This window comes from Pseudomonas sp. OVF7 (assembly GCF_030644265.1).
Taxonomy (GTDB): Bacteria; Pseudomonadota; Gammaproteobacteria; order Pseudomonadales; family Pseudomonadaceae; genus Aquipseudomonas; species Aquipseudomonas gorinensis.
On the sequence record NZ_CP128996.1, the window covers coordinates 5,519,568 to 5,535,965 of the forward strand.

The window sequence follows — 16,398 nt, forward strand, 5'->3', positions numbered from 1 at the left end:
ATAATTCATCCCCTAACTTGATTCTGTCGCCATCTCCACATGGGCCAGCATCATGTCGATTACCGTCTATCGCAACTTTTTGCTCGTTTCACTGACCATCGTTCAAGGCAGCAGCTATGCCGCATCTGCTCATGAGCGGGATCAACTCAGCCTAGTCCAGCAGCAACTCGACACTCTCGAACGCCTTGCGACGCAAGCCGAGGTAGCCAGTACCTCTGAACCAAACGATCGCTATCGCTTCGACTATCCCCGCCTGTCTCAGGACATCCAAAGCATCCGTCACGGTGTGCAGGGCTATCTGTCCCCTTCCCGCGCCCAACCCCGCGATCCCGCTGAATTGGTCGGCGATTACCGCCTCGACATCCCGTCCGCGGAGTCTTCGCCATGAGCATGACTGACGCCCAGATCGCAGCGTTCCAAAACGCCTCCGGTTTCTCGGCACAGAGCAGTTCGACGCTGTGGCTGTCCCTGGTTCTCGTTCTGGCTTTGCTTTGGTGCGCCTGGGTGATGTGGACGGCCTACCGGGGTTGGGCCACCGGCAGTGTGCGCTTCGGCGCCTTCGGCGGCAGCGCCGCGCGCGTGCTGCTCGCATTGTTGGTCCTGATGTTCTTCACCCTGTCCTAACCCAGGAGATCACCGTCATGCTCAAGTGCCTTGTCCCCCTGAAAAACAATCTGTGTGATCGTGCGACCCAGCGCTTGATCGGTCTGCTGCTGGTGCTCGGTCCAAGCCTGGCTTTTGCCGAGCTCCCCACCATGGAAGCGCCTTCCCGTGGTGAAGGTTCCGGGTTGATCGAGACGATCAAAAACTACGCCTACGACGGCGGCATCCTGCTCGGTCTGCTGATCGCCCTGCTCGCTTTTCTCGGTGTGGCTTGGCATTCCCTGACGGTGTATGCCGACGTGCAGAACCAGCGCAAGACTTGGAAAGACCTCGGCGCCGTAGTCGGCATTGGTGCCCTGCTGGTGGTGATCATCATCTGGTTCCTGACCAAGGCTGCCGCAATTCTGTGAGGTCGGCATGAACGACGCTATCGAACGCCTTGCCGACGGCACCTTGGTCTTTCTGCCAGAGCGACTCAATCGTGATCCCGCCGTATTGCGCGGTTTGACCAATGATGAGATGTGGGTAGCGCTCGGCACCGGCGCCGGCATTGGCCTGTTGCTGGGCGTTCCTCTGGCGATCGCCACCGCCTCCATTGCCGTGGCACCGACCGGCATGATCGCGGGCATGGCCGTAGTGTTATTTGCCGGTGGCACGCTACTGCGTCGGGCCAAACGGGCCCGTCCGGAGACCTGGTTGTACCGCAAGCTCGAATGGATACTCGCCAGCCGTTGGCGCCTGGGGCGCGGGAGTGTGATCCTCCACTCCGGTGCCTGGACAGTTCGCCGTTCGCGTCGACTGCGTCCTGCCCTGTCCCGGTGGCAACCATGAGTCGTTTTCGAAACAAGGTCGATGCCCAACAGGCCCACATCTTCAGCCTGCGCCTGGCGGTAATGATCCTTGCCCTGGTCTGTGCCGGTCTCTGGTATGGCTGGCGTTCGGCACCGACCGATCTGACCGTGCATGTACCCCCAGATCTGCGCTCGGGCAGCACGCGCAAGTGGTGGGATGTACCACCAGAGAATGTGTATGCCTTTGCCCTGTACATCTTTGGCCAACTCAACCGCTGGCCCTCGGATGGCGAGCAGGACTATCGCCGCGCCATCTACGGCTTGCAGTCCTACCTGACACCCTCTTGCAAGGCCTTCCTCGATGGTGACTACGAGTACCGCAAGGCCGCCGGCGAACTGCGCCAGCGGGTGCGTGGCGTCTACGAAATTCTGGGCCGTGGCTATAGCGAAGATCCGGAACTCAGGGTCAAGCAACTCGATCGCGACAGCTGGCTGGTCACGCTCGACCTCAACGCCGATGAGTATTACGCCGCCGAACCGGTGAAACGGGTGGTGGTGCGTTATCCATTACGCGTGGTGCGTTTCGACCTGGACCCCGAACGCAACAAGTGGGGGCTGGCACTGGACTGTTATCAGGGCACTCCACAAAAAATCTCCCGGCCTGGAGGTGAGCCATGAAGCGGATTTCTACCCTGGGGCTCACCGTCGCACTGATGCTATGGGGAGCTACAGCGCAGGCCGTCGAGCTGATGCACTGGGAACGCCTCCCCCTCGCGGTCCCTTTGGTGATTAACCAGGAACGAGTGGTCTTTATCGATGAGGATGTTCGAGTCGGTGTGCCCTCAACCCTGACGGGCAAGCTGCGCATACAATCAACCGGCGGCACGCTGTACCTGCGCGCGTCGGAAGCCATTGCCCCGACCCGCCTGCAACTGCAATCGGTTGCGACGGGTGAGATCATCCTCCTGGACATCGCGGCCACGCCTGGCGATCAACCGTTGGAGCCCGTGCGTATTCTCAAGAATGCTCAGGTGCAACCTACCGAGGTTGAAACTAGCCCCCCCCCAGTTCCAGAACATACGCCGATTCCGGTCGCGCTGACCCGCTACGCCGCGCAAAGCCTATTCGCGCCGCTGCGCACCGTGGAGTCCCTGCCCGGCGTACGCCGCGTACCGCTCAAGCTGCGCACCGAACTGCCGACCCTGCTGCCGACCGAAAACGTGTCCAGCACACCCATCGCCGCCTGGCGACTCGGTGATTACTGGGTGACGGCGGTGAAGTTGCGCAATCGTGGTTCAGCGAGGGTGCAACTCGATCCGCGTCGGCTTCAGGCCAAGCTGTTCGCCGCGACCTTCCAGCATACTTTCCTCGGGCCTGTCGGCAGCGCTGAAGACACCACGATCGCTTACCTCGTCACCCGCGGTGCCGGCCTCGAACACGCCGTGCTGCTCCCGCCCGTTGCGCGAGGTGCTGACGATGAAGGCTAACGCGTTGCTCAAATGGCTGGTACCGGCTGCACTGTTGGCCGTGGTAGTGATCATCCTGAAAAGCTGGGTCGCGGGTGGCAACGCTCCCGCTCCAGAGCACCCGGTTGATCAGGGCAATATTCAGTTATCCACCGAAGAAGCCAAGTCGCTCGGCATTGCGGGCGATACCCCACGCGACACGGTCGCCACCCTGGTCGGCCAGGTGAAGGCCATGCGCAGCGACATGCTCGGTTTGAAGAAACACAACGATTCACTGCAGACGGAGAACAACCGCCTGCGCGAGCGGGAAAACAGCGTCGATTCGCGTATCCAGACGGCGCTTGGCAGCGTGACTCAGCAAGTCGACGAAGGCCGTCGACAAGCCAACGAGGCCCGACTCAAAGCGGAACAAGACAGTCGTCAGGCCCGTGGGCTGCTGACGCAATTGCAGGAGCAGCTGTCGGGGCTGACCGGCAAGGGTAAGGACATGCCGATCGGATTGGGGCTTGAACCGGGCGATGGTGCTCAGTTCGACGGGCGGCATTCTGCCAATGATGCGCTGCAGTGGATTGAACCCTCAGATGCTCCGTCCACCGACGCCCGAGGCAAAACCAAGACCTCCGCTGCACTGAGTCTGCCTACCGCCTTCAACTCACTGGAAGGCCTGAAAGATAACGCGATTGATCGCAGCCAGAAACAGCTACGTGCAGTCACCAAGGGTGAGCGTGACCCGACACGATCTGCTGATCGTACCGAAGGCGCGCAGCCGGTCTACACCATTCCTGAAAACGCGACATTGATGGGCTCGGTCGCCATGACCGCGCTGATCGGCCGAGTCCCGGTGGACGGCACCGTGAATGATCCCTATCCCTTCAAGGTGCTGGTCGGTCCGGAGAACCTGACTGCCAACGGCATCGACCTACCGGACGTCGCGGGGGCCGTGATGAGCGGCACAGCCTCCGGTGACTGGACCCTGTCTTGCGTACGCGGACAGGTCGAGTCGATCACTTTCGTATTCACAGACGGCACCATCCGCACGGTGCCTCAGCCGAAAGCAGTCGCCAGCCGCAACGCCTCCACCACCCAGAGTTCGAACACCGACAAGATCCGCGGTGGACTCGGTTACCTGTCCGATCCGTATGGCATTCCGTGCATTGCCGGTGAGCGCCGCTCGAACGCCCAGCAGTACCTCGGCAGCCAGAGTCTGATCACTGCGGCCGGCGCGGGTGTCGCTGCCTTGCTCGGGAATGAGCAAAACAACAGCAGCGTGATCAGTTCGGGCGGCAGTACGCTCGGGGTCACAAGTAGCACGGGTAACAGCGCGCTGAATTCAATCCTCAGTGGTGGGGTCAGCGACATCCGCGAGTGGGTGAACAAGCTGTATGGCGAGGCTTTTGCGGCCGTGTACGTGCCACCGGCCGCCCAGGTCGCACTGCACCTCGACCATGAGATCACCATCGACTACGAGCCCAAGGGCCGGAGCGTTCGCCATGAAAAAGACCAAGCTTCTCTGCCTGACCTGGATTAGTTTGCTCTGCTGGGTCCTGACGGGGTGTTCCACCGACAAGGAGACACTGCTGCCCCATGGCGAGCAAACCATGCTGGACATCTGGAATGGTGCCGGTTCGCAAGGCACTCAGCAGCAACTGTTGGATGCTCGGCAGCAGTTGCGCCGCCCGCTGGCCCAGGCAGATTTCTCCGTTGCTCTCCAGGAACCGTACACGCGCACCGCGGCGAACGAGATCCACAATTTGTTCCCTCGCCTGCCCAATCCCGATCTGGTGCTGTACGTGTATCCGCACTTGAGTGGCACCGAGCAGGCACCGGTCCCGGGGTACTCGACCGTCTTTCCGTTTTACCAACGCGTGCAGTACGCATTGCCGGGTGAACGTCAGGAAGACTTGTAGTGCGTACCGACGATTCGAGGAACCGTACTCCTGCGTGGAAAGCTTGGCGCAATCCATTACGCCCTCGCGCCACCTTGGCCGATGAAACCACACTCTATGCGCATAACCCCAGCTTCACCGATCACCTGCCTTGGGTCGAATACCTCGACACCGAGCAGTGTTTTCTGCTCGATGACAATCGCTCGGTGGGTGCGGTGTTCGAGTTGCTGCCCATCGGCACCGAAGGGCGCGAACCCGATTGGTTGATGGCTGCCCGCGATGCCCTTGAGAATGCCCTGCAGGATAGCTTTGACGAGCTGGATCAAGCGCCTTGGGTGGCGCAGTTTTTCTGCCAGGACGACAACGACTTCATCCCCTACCTGACCCGGCTCACCGATTATATTCAGGACAGCGCGCGAGGCACGGTGTTCACCGAAGCGTACCTGGAAACTACTCGCCGACATCTGAAGGCCATCGCCAAGCCCGGCGGTCTGTTCGAGGACAAGGCCGTCACGCGCCTGCCCTGGCGTGGCAACAACCGACGGGGGCGCCTGGTGGTCTATCGCTGGCTTGAGTCTGACGCTGAGGAGACAGGACTCACTCCGGTGCAATCCCTGCAACAGGCTTGCGAACGTATTGCGGCTTCGTTGCAGGCATGCGGCGTGCAATCGGCACGAGTCGATGGCCGCGGTTTGTATGCCTGGTTATTGCCCTGGTTCAATCCGGCGCCCAGGCTCACCAATGAAGCACCCGAGGATTTCTACCAACGCGTGGCCTATCCGGAGTCAGGTGATGGCGAGTCGCTGGAACTCCCCTTCGATCATGACTTTGCCGAACGGCTATTCTTCAACGAACCGCGTTCGGATGTGCAGCACGGACTCTGGTTTTTTGACGATCAGCCCCACCGGGTGATTGTGGTGGACAAGCTGCGCCGGGCTCCCTTGATTGGTCAACTCACCGGAGAAACCCGCAAGGGCGACGCGGTGAATGCGCTGTTCGACCAGTTACCCGAAGGCACGGTGATGAGCCTGACCATGGTGGTCAAACCGCAGGATGTACTTGAGGACCAATTGAACCGCCTGGCGCGCAAAGCCATCGGTGAAAACCTGGCCTCGGCCCAGACCCGTCAGGATGTCGAAGAGGCCCGTGCGATCATCGGTCGCCAGCACAAGCTGTACCGCGGCACCCTCGCGTTCTACGTGCGCGGTCACGATGAGCAGCAATTGCACCAGCGCTCGGTCAGTCTGGCTAACGCACTACTGGGTGCGGACCTGCAACCGATACGCGAAGGCGATGAAGTCGCCGCCTGCAACAGTTACCTGCGTTGGTTACCGATGGCTTACAACCCGTCCCGCGACACGCGCAACTGGTACACCCGGCTGATGTTTGTTCAACACCTGGCGAACCTCGTTCCGGTCTGGGGTCGCAGCACCGGCACCGGCCACCCAGGTATCACCCTGTTCAACCGCGGCGGCTCGCCATTGAGCTTCGACCCATTGTCACGCCTGGACCGGGCCATGAACGGCCATCTGCTGTTGTTCGGCCCGACTGGCGCCGGCAAGTCCGCTACACTGGTCACCCTGCTGATGCAGATCATGGCGGTGTACCGCCCTCGCTTATTTATCGTCGAGGCCGGCAATTCGTTTGGCTTGCAGGGTGACTACCTCGCGACACAGGGCTTGTCGGTCAACAAGGTCCAATTAAAACCTGGCGCCTCGGTCAGCCTTGCGCCCTTCGCCGATGCCTGGCGCCTGGTTGAGCAGCCGGATCAGGTGGCGAGTCTGTCGATCGATGAACTGGACGATGAGGCGGTAACCAGTCGCGAAGACCAGCGTGACATTCTCGGTGAACTGGAAATCACCGCCCGACTGATGATCACCGGCGGCGAGGCCAAGGAAGAAGCCCGCCTGAGCCGGGCCGATCGCAGTTTGATCCGCGAGTGCATTCTCGATGCGGCGCAGACCTGCGTCACCGCGGGCCGTCAAGTGCTGACCCGCGACGTGCGCGACGCCTTGCTGCGCGTCGCCTCCGACCCGCACTTGCCGGAGAAGCGTCGCGAGCGTGCCCAGGAAATGGGCGAGTCCATCGACCTGTTTTGCCAGGGTTTCGAGGGTGAACTGTTCGATCGCGAGGGCACGCCTTGGCCCGAGAGCGATGTGACCATTGTCGATCTCGCCACTTACGCTCGCGAAGGCTACGAGGCACAGATGTCCATCAGCTACATCAGCCTGATGAACACCGTGAACAACCTTGCCGAGCGCGACCAGTACCTAGGCCGACCGATCATCATGGTCACCGACGAGGGCCATATCATCACCAAGAACCCGCTGCTGGCGCCATTCGTGGTCAAGGGCACGAAGATGTGGCGCAAGCTCGGCGCTTGGTTCTGGCTCGCCACGCAAAACCTTGCCGACTTCCCCACGGCCGCGCAGACCATGCTCAACATGATCGAATGGTGGATTTGTTTGAACATGCCGCTGGCGGAAATCGACGAAATCGCACGGTTCAAGAAGCTCACGCCGGCACAGAAACCCTTGCTGCTCTCCGCCAGTAAGGAGCCCGGAAAATACACTGAGGGAGTCGTGCTCTCGAAGAAGCTCGAAACGCTGTTTCGGGCTGTGCCGCCCAGTCTTTATCTCGCCCTGGCCATGACGGAGCCCGAGGAAAAAGCCGAACGCTGGACACTGATGCAGAGCACCGGCTGCTCGGAATTGGAGGCGGCTTACCGGGTAGCTGAACGGATCGATAGGATGCGAGGAATTAAGTGAAACGGAGCTGATTCTAGGTTTCGATTAACCCGGCAGCAAATCCTTGAACACCTTCTCCACGTAGGCTTGCATGAACCAGTCAGGGATCTCATCAGCCCTAAATTCAAGGTCAGTCCCGTCCGTTACTTCAGCGAGCAACACCAGATCAGCGCCGGAGTTGTCAAAGATATAAGCCCGGTTCGAGGCTGCGATGGCTGCTGGCAAGAGGTTCAGGCAACGACCGTAGCGCTGTACAATTTTTTCCGTGGGGACTGGGTGCCCACCTGCCGCGACACGGTTCTTGACCCTGTTGATATTGATGTCAGGATCTTCAGTGGCGACAAAGTAGAGGTAGGTTCGATATCCCGACGCTTTTGCCTTAAGCATAAAAGCGACTTTGTCCTCGCTAGACATCACCGTTTCGAAGGTGAAAGACAACTGGGCTTCAAGGAGCTTGTGCCGCATGAAATCAGAGAGCACGGAAGCAAAATAGGAGTTCATCGCGACGGACTGGAAATTCAGGCCGTTATTGCTGAAGCCAATTTTGGATGCCTCCTCAACGAGCTGGGTCGACCGAATCAGTCGGTGCGCCTTGATAAAGCCGAGAACCTCGTCGCCTTCGACTTCCAGTTGAAAATCGCTGAACTCCAGGCGTCCGCCCTCTTTGGCAGCCTTTTCGATTTCATCCGGGTTGATGTAGATCCCGATCAGGTGGGAAGGGACGGCACTTTTCATTGTGCTTTTACCGGAACCATTAGGGCCGGCAAATACCCTCAGCCGAGGGACGGTCATGAGCAGCGGTGCACCTTGATAATCCCGCCCAAGGTCACTTTATGCTTGGGCTTGGCCACTCGAATAACCTTGTGCTTACCGTCGGCAGTCGTCTCAACGAGCTTGCCGTCCATGACTTCCATCACGCTGCGTCCGGCCGCCAGCGCGTTGATATAGGCCGTATTGATCGCACCTTCAGCCATGGCTGGGATTTTACCCTCCAGTCGGCTCACCAGATCGTCACTCAACACTTGGTCGGCTTTCATATCGCGCTCCACGTTCTCAGAGCGTGCAGAATCTGCACTTATCAGAATCCTAGCTACGTAATCTGTTTATCACAGACCAACGCTACGTCTGTCAGATATCCATTCTAGAGGAATGGAGGCTGAAACCATACCTTCCAACAAATTTTCGTGCCGCAAGCTAAAGACTGGAGCCGTATGGCTACGGTGACACGCTCCGAAGCCGTTGCTGAATTCTCAATAAAAAACCGGCTTCGAAGGCATCCTGGCAATCTCCTGCAGGGCAGGTCTTACGCGCCTGCGCCAACTCCCACCACAGCGGTATCTCACTAGGTGAATCGAGCCATGCCTGGGCGCATTGCACGCCACGTTCGATCATAGGCGCAAATTCGCTGCCCCACGGTGTCAAAAGGCTGGGGCAGCCGTCTGCCGCCGGAATTGAAACGTAATTTTCGTCCATAGACACCTTAGCTTTCGATTATCTATTAATGCTCGGTCTGTTCTAAGCAGCATAGAAACAAAATTGATACTCGGCTCAAGCATCAAAAAAGCCCGAATCAGAGCCAATGTAGACTATATCCCGTGGATTGAGAGTCCCTCAAGGCGCAGTTTGCGCGCATGACTCAAGACTACGAACAGCTTCGCCTGCAACTGGCGGAAAACATCCGCTCGATGCGGCGTGTGAAGAACCTTACCCAGGAGCAATTGGCGCTCATGGCCGAGGTGGATCGTACCTATGTGAGTCAAATCGAACGGGGGGTAGGCAATCCGTCGTTATTGGTCCTCTGCAAACTCGCCAACATTTTCGAGATCAAAACGGATCAGCTGCTCATTGAGTCTGACGTGCTTGCTCGTACACTGAGCGCTGAATGACCATCTGCTGATCTAGAAGACCGCTATAAACCGACAATCCTGCGTTCGGCTTTCTCACTGACGCCCCTCTCTCGATTATTGAACCTGTCCAGGCCATACACCCAGAGCCTGGATCATGTCTGCTGCCCGCCCGCACATTTCGCCCCAAAAATTGCATCCGTTGGTGCTGAGCATTCTGCTGGCATCCGGGTCAAGCGTAGCGCTGGATACCGGCAACATTACCGCCTCCGTGCTTTCTCCAGACTGCCTCGAATACAGGGTCGTCGGCATTTGTTTCTGGCTGCTCTGCACACCCTTCGGCTGCACAGTCAAAACCTCGACCAAGGTTCGACATTTCATTCCTGAACTGGTGGTCTCGAGCTATGCCACCACCGGTAGCAATCCCTGGACCGAGATGGCCGCTCTCTCCTCTCCCATCAGCGGTGCGGAAGGTGGCGGTGACCTGATCACACCGAACACCCAGCGCGATAACCTGCTTCGTTTCAAAAATGTTGATGGCATCGGCCACCCCGGAGGCTGGGCCGCCACGCAACTGGCCTCGCAATCTGGTTACGCATGCGTCAGCGGCGCCACGGCATTCTTGCCCTACTACCTGAGCACTTGGGACTCACTGGCCTGGCGCCATGGCATCCCGGAAAGCCTTTATCCAGAATCACTCGTGCCGGGAATCCGTGAAATCGGTCGTCAGCTCGCGGGAAACATGTGGGGCAACGTCTATCCCCGGCAAGGATTTCTGGTACAACCTGACGACTTCAAAGCCGCTGCGGTGATGGCGCAGCGAGCGGGCGACTTCATTACCCGCAACTGGCAACCACACGTGTATTTACCGCTCACACCCGCACCGCGCGATGGCTATTGGCCGCCTGGCCCAATCATTGAAAACGACGCTTCGACCCACAAATGGCAATTGCTCTCCCCCTTGGTTCAGCCAACATGCGCCATCTTCCCTAGCGATTCGGTACAGAGCGCGGATGGCGGCTACGCCTGGTCGCTGTGGCGTCCCTATAGCTGCTGCAAGCGCGAGGGCCAGACGTTTCTGTTCAGCATCGACTTCGAAGGCAGTGCGTCATGAGTTGGTTTTTCGCGCAATTACGGTTTAGCGTGATGAGTCTGTCGCTCTGTGGACTGCTGGCCATTGCGCCCCATGTCCCCGCCGCCGAGGATAATTACCGGCTGGGCACGCAGGGCGAAGTGCTCGACGACCGGGTGATGTACACCATCGGTGGCGGTTCAGCAGTCGGCTCACCGAGCTCGCTTTACCGACCCAGCGGTCTCGGGGTCGGCGGGTCCTGGCGAGCCAACATGATGTGCGGAAACATGAGCCTCACCAATACCCTGCAGAACCAGTTGAACGGCGTCACCGAAGGTTTCCAGCAGATCATGGGCAGCGTTGTACAAAACGCGACCCAAGCGGTGATGTCGCTGCCAGCGTTGATCATCCAGCGCGCCAATCCCGGCCTTTATGAGTTGCTCAGTAACGGGGTGTTGCAGGGGCGTATCGACTTCGACCGTTCCAAGCTGACCTGCCAGGCCATGGCCGAAAAGATGGCAGACAAGGTCGGTCAAGCCGGCTGGGGCGCACTGGCCAAGAACCAGGAGATGCAGGGTAATCTGGAGCAAACCGGCGGTGATGCAGTGGCCGCGGTAAAAAACACCGAGGCTCGTAATGGCGATAATGGGGTGTCCTGGATTGGCGGTTCGAAGGCAGGAGGTAATGGGCAGACACCCATTCGAGTGACCGCCGACGTGGTGCGCGCGGGCTATAACCTGCTGCATAACCGGTCGGTGGATGACAGCACCTCAATTAGTAGCAGCGACTGCCTGGGTGGGGCTATTTGCCGAACATGGAATTCACCCCAAGAGGAATCCGAATGGGCCGTTCGCGTATTGGGCGAGAGCGAAGTCTCGACCTGCGACACTTGCGAAACCCTGCGTGCGACCGCTGGCAGCGGATTGACGCCGCTGATCCAGGAAGCCTACAGCGAACGCCTTAAGGCCCTGCAAGGGTTGCTGTCTGGCTCTCTACCGCTAACCCCTGACAATCTGGCTAAAGCCTCCAGCTCAATGCTGCCGGTGACACGAGGTGTGGTTGAAGCCCTGCGCGACGATCCTGATCAGGATGTGTTGGCGCAGCGCCTGGCCAGTGAGACGGCCTTATCCAGTGTGCTCGACAAAGCACTGCTGCTACTACGCACGCTGCTGGCGGGCAGTCACGAACCGAACTTCGCTTCAGCCGAACCGGCACAGACGGCCTTGACGAAAAACATCGATGCTCTGGAGCGCGAAATACGCCTGCTACAAACCGAGCTGCAGGTTCGGCAGATGCTGGCCACCAACACCGCCAGCCTGGTGCTCGATCGGCATGCCGGTGGTGCCAGTGCTTCGCGTACCGTCGAGCAAGGCGACCCCGAGCCCGGTCGACTCCATGATGCTGACGCCAAGCGCAAGTGAGCCATGAAACGCGCACCGCTATTCACTTTACTTTCAGGTCTGGGGATTGCCGCGGTGATGATTCTGACCGCCGCACTGGTCGCCTGGATCGGCCGCACTGCGCTGGGTAGTTTCGAGGCCTGGCAGCAGGCATTCGAATCCTTACGGCCCTATCTGCGATGGTGGCGTGCCCTGCTCTACGGCGCCCTCTCTGCGCTCTGGTGGGATCTGCTTCGGCGCTACCGCCATCGACCAGAGGATCGACTGCGCGTGAAACGCATCGGGACACTAGGGCTCGTGTTCTTTGCCTGCGTCGAACTCACCCGACTGTGAGGTCACCACCATGCTCATGAGCACCAACAGCTACCTGGAGTTTTACCTCTCGCTGCTGGCCTGGATCATCAACAACGGCCTCTGGAGTGTCCTGTCCGACACTGGGCTATTCGCCGCGCCCTTTGGTGCAATCATCTTGCAAGAATGGTTGTCGGCCCGTCAGCAAGGCGCGGATGAAGGTAACAAGGGATTGCTCTCGGTACCGCGGATCGAGAACCGGTTGTGGCTGGCCTACATCGTCGTGTTATTCGGTTGCGCGCCGGTCTTTCCGTTGAGCCTCACGTCAATGGCGTTCGATGATGCGACGAGTCAGCGCTGCGGCGTGAGCGTGGCTAAGCCAGCGGAAACCGCCTGGGGGACGACCTTCAATACCATTGGCGAACGCTCCGCCAACGTACCGATCTGGTGGTTTTTGGTGCATGCCTTGAGCAAAGGCATCACCGCGGCAGCCACCGCCTCCATACCTTGCGCACCGGATATTCGACAAATACGCATGGAGATTGACACATCGCGCATCGACAGCCACGTACTGCTGCAGGAAGTCGCCGACTTCACTCGCGACTGCTATGGCTATTCCCGTTCTCGACTGTTCACTAACCGCCCACAGTTGGATAAGGCACAAAGTCATGACGCCTCTTGGATAGGCTCAAGCTATTTTCTCGACACGCCCGGCTACTACGATACGGATCGTTCACGCACACCGCGCGTCGACTGGCCCTATGATGAAAACCGCGATGTCTCCTTGCCTCGGTTAGAGAATGGCGCGGGCTACCCCACCTGCAAGCAGTGGTGGAGCGACAGCGGTGTCGGCTTGCGCGGGCGCTTGATCGAGCAGGTCGATCCTTCGCTGCTGACTCAGTTGAAAGGCTGGTTGACTGGCCGCTCAAGCAACGGGATCGAAGACGCTACCTTGCGCGAATTGGTCAGCCCGCGCCAACAATCAATGTCCATGTCGCCAGGACAGGTCTACCAGGACTATGGCTCCAGTGCCCGCGGTGGGTCGATCAATCAGGGGCTCAATAACCTGGCGACCAACACTGGGCTGGCCCTCGGTTCCTTCAGCAACTTCCCGGCAATGAATGCGCTACGCGCCGCCCTGCCGATGGTGCAGGCTTTCTTGATCATGGGTGTCATCATCAGCTTGCCGCTGATCCTGCTGGTCAGTACCTACCAACTGAAGACCGTCATGACGGTAACGTTCGCACTGTTCACGCTGCACATGCTCACCTTCTGGTGGGAGTTGGCCCGCTGGGTCGACTCCAGCATGCTCGATACCTTGTACAACCAGGTGTCGGCGTCCAATCAGGTGCTGTTGTCGCTGCCGACATCCGGATTTATGGATGGAACGGTCACGGCGCAGGTGATTGAGTATGTGATGGGGGCAATGTTCTTGGTTCTGCCAGGTCTATTTCTGGTTGGTATGAGCTGGGCAGGCTACTCAATTGGCAGCAGCCTTGAAGGGATGCTAGGAAGTGCAAGCAAGGCAGCGCATGGCGCGGCAGGCAAAGGCACAGATCAGTTGATGGGTGCTACGAAGAGGATCATCTGATATCACTATTCGATGATTTGGAATGACCGATGTAATGGCCATTGTCGTCGTAATTGCCTAGATAGGAGTTGGCCCCCAAAAAATCTGGTCCTGGATCATTGCCGTCAAGATCCGCGTCAATAGCAGCCTTGGACACCAGAAGCCCAATTACAGCGATTATCGTCACCACAGAAGCGACCAGCCAGAAACCGATAAAGAGCAATCCAAGGACTAATGCCAGCTTCGTAACCAGAAAGCTCCCGCGAACCAATAGCCCACCGGCAGGCATACCCGCCGCCACCGCACGCTTGGCTACACGAGATTCAAACCCTTTCAACCTGCGATAACCACGTTTGGCCGACATACCGCATGCATATGCCCAGCGGTGTGCACGGGAAATTTGAACTGGCTGCTGAGCCGGCATGATTGCGCCCTCTTCTGAGCGTATTCCTGTGGAAATCGAGAGTACAGCCTACTACTGAAAACCGCCCACGCTTAACCGTTTATCAGCTTGCTCGGTCTAAAACTCTTCACTGGAAGACAGAAGATCCACCTCGCGCAACAGCGCCTCTATAGCCGTTGACCCATCCAAATCATCCAGCTACATAGAGGATACGGGCCGCTGTTATCGACAGCACCTTCCCAGGTAGCCAGAGCCTTCAAAGCTACGTCACTCCGGTGATGGTTCCCCCAAGTGCGATTAGCGTTCGGTAGCTCGCACGATCATCGTTTTATACGGTGATGAACGCCTACTGCCCTTCTGAGCGCTTTTCGAGCTCTGCTCGCCCCAAAACCTTTTGTTTTTTCTTCAACCCACCGCGGGAAATTCTTTCCCGCACGGGACAGGTTTCTTCGCGCCTTCAACGGAGGTACACCATGTCCGATTTACTCACATCAGAAACGCTGAACACGCTGCGCTTGCCCGTTGTGTTTACTCCAGACGCGTGGCAACACGCAGTATTGCTCGACGACTCAAATCATCCTGAAAAGCTGCAGCTCGATAGGCTGAGCAACGTGGTACGGGCAGCCTTCAAAGCTCACCTTGCCGATCCAAACGCACTCTACGTGGTGTTCGAGGTAACCAAAATTGCCTCAGCGAGTGAAACGAGTCATGAACCGTTGCTGCAACTGAGCCTTAGCTTGCTTCAGGCACCGGACCAGCCTGATGCCTTATTGATAGCGCTTGCGGAAGAGCATCAACGCTGAACTTACACACTCAGACTGCACGTAATCCTGCATCAATCCAATCCAACGCCCACCGGGGAACCCTTCCCCGACGGGCAAGGCGTTCCTCCGATTCCTCTTGAGGAAAATGCCATGCGTAATATCTACCAAGACGTGACTGACAAAATTGTTGCCGCGTTAGACCAAGGCGTAGCCCCCTGGATCAAACCGTGGTCCTCAAGTGACTCAGCTGACGTTGGTCATCACCAACCCTATCCCATTAACGCCATCACACAGCGCCCCTATTCGGGCATCAATTTACCGTTGCTCTGGGCCGAGGCCAGGCTGCAGGGGTTCGTTCAAGATCGCTGGTTGACCTTCAACCAAGCCAAAAAAGCCGGAGGGCACATCCGTAAGGGTGAGCACAGCACCCTGGCAGTGCTCTACAAGCCGATGGAGCGCGAGGAGCAGACCGAGTCGGGTCAAACCGTACTCGATGAAAACGGTCAGCCCAAGGTCGTCCACTTTGGCATTCTCAGAACGCACTTTCTGTTCAATATTGAGCAAACTGAGGGGATCGAAACGCTCAGCGAAAACGTTCTTGAGACGAAACCGAGCGATCCCTTCCTCCCAAACAGCGTGGCGGAGGAACTGTTGTTAAGTTCAGGCGCAAACATTATTCATCGAGCTGCTGACGAAGCTTTTTACCACCCGATCAGGGATCTCATCCAACTGCCGACAAAGGCACAATTTCACGATGAAGGCGGTTACTACGCCACTGCACTTCATGAGCTGACGCACTGGACCGGGCATCACTCCCGGTTGCAGCGCGAAGGCGTGACGTCAGCCTGTCCGTTCGGCTCGCCAGGCTACGCGTTTGAGGAGTTGATCGCCGAGATGGGCGCTGCTTTTTTATGTGCCTACGCCGGTATACAGGGGGAGCTGCGGCATGAGGGGTACATCGACTCTTGGCTCGGCCTGCTCAAGGCTGATAACCGCGCGATCTTCCGAGCCAGTGGTCAAGCCCGATGTGCTTCGGAGTATGTGCTCAATCCGGGACTGCAGCGGAAACAGACGGTCATGGATGGCCCGCAATGCACAAACGACGGAGCTTGATCGTTACCTCACTGCAGCAAACCCTTCAAAGGGTCCAACATAAGTTGGGCCCTTTTTTGTCCAGAAAAAGCCTCATGCCGTATGGCTCTGATACAGAGAGCAGGCAAGTAGATACGCCCGCAGCATGTCATTCCGCTTCTAGATTCTGTGCCAGATAATTAACAAGATCGAGCGGGCTGCGACTGTCGATCACCTTGTAGATCAGATCGCGTTTGCTGCGTGGAAGCTTTTTGAGCACACTCTTCGCCGAGGCCCTAATAGCTTCGTCTGTCCCGTGGATATGTGCCGCGAGCAGCAGTATGAGCGTGGCATCAGTGAGGTTCATGGCAAGACCCGATAAAATTCGCACCGCAGTGTACCGACACTTTCCTTTTTCGTACCAGCGCACGCATCCAACAAAACGGCACCAGGATAAATCGATATTCTGATTGCCGCACAAAGGGACACA

The 16,398-nt window shown here is 58.3% G+C and carries 21 protein-coding genes; 16 read left to right on the forward strand and 5 right to left on the reverse strand.

The features are described 5' to 3' along the window. Positions 1–52: 52 nt before the first annotated feature. From QU606_RS24915 to QU606_RS24955, 9 genes are read left to right on the forward strand one after another with little or no spacing between them, the layout of a single operon-like run. Positions 53–388, forward strand: coding sequence for an RAQPRD family integrative conjugative element protein (locus tag QU606_RS24915; protein ID WP_304997728.1), 336 nt, complete (start codon positions 53–55; stop codon positions 386–388). Next, entirely contained in the window at positions 385–624 is a 240-nt protein-coding gene (locus QU606_RS24920; protein WP_304997729.1) for a TIGR03758 family integrating conjugative element protein, read from the forward strand. The genes QU606_RS24915 and QU606_RS24920 overlap by 4 nt, the downstream gene beginning before the upstream one ends. 17 nt (positions 625–641) lie before the next feature. Further along, positions 642–1,013 (forward strand): TIGR03745 family integrating conjugative element membrane protein, encoded by a 372-nt coding sequence (locus QU606_RS24925; protein WP_304997730.1) that lies wholly within the window; start codon positions 642–644, stop codon positions 1,011–1,013. Between the two features lie 7 nt (positions 1,014–1,020). After that, entirely contained in the window at positions 1,021–1,434 is a 414-nt protein-coding gene (locus QU606_RS24930; RefSeq protein ID WP_304997731.1) for a TIGR03750 family conjugal transfer protein, read from the forward strand. Beyond that, positions 1,431–2,072 (forward strand): PFL_4703 family integrating conjugative element protein, encoded by a 642-nt coding sequence (locus tag QU606_RS24935; RefSeq protein WP_304997732.1) that lies wholly within the window; start codon positions 1,431–1,433, stop codon positions 2,070–2,072. Before QU606_RS24930 ends, QU606_RS24935 begins: the two co-directional genes overlap by 4 nt. Beyond that, complete coding sequence (locus QU606_RS24940) at positions 2,069–2,881, forward strand: TIGR03749 family integrating conjugative element protein (RefSeq protein ID WP_304997733.1); 813 nt, start codon at positions 2,069–2,071, stop codon at positions 2,879–2,881. Before QU606_RS24935 ends, QU606_RS24940 begins: the two co-directional genes overlap by 4 nt. Further along, a complete protein-coding gene (locus tag QU606_RS24945) occupies positions 2,871–4,388 on the forward strand; it encodes a TIGR03752 family integrating conjugative element protein (RefSeq protein WP_304997734.1) in 1,518 nt (505 codons plus the stop codon). Before QU606_RS24940 ends, QU606_RS24945 begins: the two co-directional genes overlap by 11 nt. Next, positions 4,351–4,767 carry a TIGR03751 family conjugal transfer lipoprotein gene (locus tag QU606_RS24950; protein ID WP_304997735.1) on the forward strand — a complete coding sequence of 139 codons (417 nt, stop codon included), beginning with the start codon at positions 4,351–4,353 and terminating at the stop codon, positions 4,765–4,767. The genes QU606_RS24945 and QU606_RS24950 overlap by 38 nt, the downstream gene beginning before the upstream one ends. Continuing rightward, positions 4,767–7,514: a conjugative transfer ATPase gene (locus tag QU606_RS24955; RefSeq protein WP_304997736.1), complete on the forward strand. Its 2,748-nt coding sequence runs from the start codon at positions 4,767–4,769 to the stop codon at positions 7,512–7,514. Before QU606_RS24950 ends, QU606_RS24955 begins: the two co-directional genes overlap by 1 nt. A gap of 24 nt (positions 7,515–7,538) precedes the next feature. On the opposite strand, the gene QU606_RS24960 is transcribed toward QU606_RS24955, so the two are convergent. The 3 genes from QU606_RS24960 to QU606_RS24970 form a co-directional block, all read right to left on the reverse strand. Beyond that, positions 7,539–8,285, reverse strand: coding sequence for a zeta toxin family protein (locus QU606_RS24960; RefSeq protein WP_047703577.1), 747 nt, complete (start codon positions 8,283–8,285; stop codon positions 7,539–7,541). After that, complete coding sequence (locus tag QU606_RS24965) at positions 8,282–8,530, reverse strand: hypothetical protein (protein WP_017529804.1); 249 nt, start codon at positions 8,528–8,530, stop codon at positions 8,282–8,284. The genes QU606_RS24960 and QU606_RS24965 overlap by 4 nt, the downstream gene beginning before the upstream one ends. A 178-nt stretch (positions 8,531–8,708) precedes the next feature. Then, entirely contained in the window at positions 8,709–8,966 is a 258-nt protein-coding gene (locus QU606_RS24970; protein WP_304997737.1) for a LasR-specific antiactivator QslA, read from the reverse strand. 158 nt (positions 8,967–9,124) lie between these two features. On the opposite strand from QU606_RS24970, the gene QU606_RS24975 reads away from it, so the two are divergent. From QU606_RS24975 to QU606_RS24995, 5 genes are all read left to right on the forward strand, one after another. After that, entirely contained in the window at positions 9,125–9,379 is a 255-nt protein-coding gene (locus tag QU606_RS24975) for a helix-turn-helix domain-containing protein (RefSeq protein WP_047703579.1), read from the forward strand. Between the two features lie 115 nt (positions 9,380–9,494). Then, the gene (locus QU606_RS24980) at positions 9,495–10,451 is read left to right on the forward strand and encodes a TIGR03756 family integrating conjugative element protein (protein ID WP_304997738.1); all 957 of its coding nucleotides are present in this window, start codon (positions 9,495–9,497) and stop codon (positions 10,449–10,451) included. 32 nt (positions 10,452–10,483) lie between these two features. Further along, a complete protein-coding gene (locus tag QU606_RS24985) occupies positions 10,484–11,830 on the forward strand; it encodes an integrating conjugative element protein (RefSeq protein WP_304998649.1) in 1,347 nt (448 codons plus the stop codon). Between the two features lie 3 nt (positions 11,831–11,833). Next, positions 11,834–12,142: a hypothetical protein gene (locus tag QU606_RS24990; RefSeq protein ID WP_304997739.1), complete on the forward strand. Its 309-nt coding sequence runs from the start codon at positions 11,834–11,836 to the stop codon at positions 12,140–12,142. A 10-nt stretch (positions 12,143–12,152) separates the two neighbouring features. After that, positions 12,153–13,691, forward strand: coding sequence for a conjugal transfer protein TraG N-terminal domain-containing protein (locus QU606_RS24995; protein WP_304997740.1), 1,539 nt, complete (start codon positions 12,153–12,155; stop codon positions 13,689–13,691). Here the strand turns inward: QU606_RS24995 and QU606_RS25000 are convergent. Further along, on the reverse strand, positions 13,684–14,094 hold the full coding sequence (locus tag QU606_RS25000) for a DUF3742 family protein (protein ID WP_304997741.1): 411 nt from the start codon (positions 14,092–14,094) through the stop codon (positions 13,684–13,686). The two genes, QU606_RS24995 and QU606_RS25000, sit on opposite strands and share 8 nt — an antisense overlap. A gap of 452 nt (positions 14,095–14,546) precedes the next feature. On the opposite strand from QU606_RS25000, the gene QU606_RS25005 reads away from it, so the two are divergent. Further along, positions 14,547–14,876 (forward strand): hypothetical protein, encoded by a 330-nt coding sequence (locus QU606_RS25005; protein WP_304997742.1) that lies wholly within the window; start codon positions 14,547–14,549, stop codon positions 14,874–14,876. A 111-nt stretch (positions 14,877–14,987) separates the two neighbouring features. Next, positions 14,988–15,950 (forward strand): ArdC family protein, encoded by a 963-nt coding sequence (locus QU606_RS25010; RefSeq protein WP_304997743.1) that lies wholly within the window; start codon positions 14,988–14,990, stop codon positions 15,948–15,950. Positions 15,951–16,077: 127 nt separating this feature from the next. On the opposite strand, the gene QU606_RS25015 is transcribed toward QU606_RS25010, so the two are convergent. Further along, positions 16,078–16,275 (reverse strand): hypothetical protein, encoded by a 198-nt coding sequence (locus tag QU606_RS25015; RefSeq protein WP_304997744.1) that lies wholly within the window; start codon positions 16,273–16,275, stop codon positions 16,078–16,080. Between the last annotated feature and the right edge of the window lie 123 nt (positions 16,276–16,398).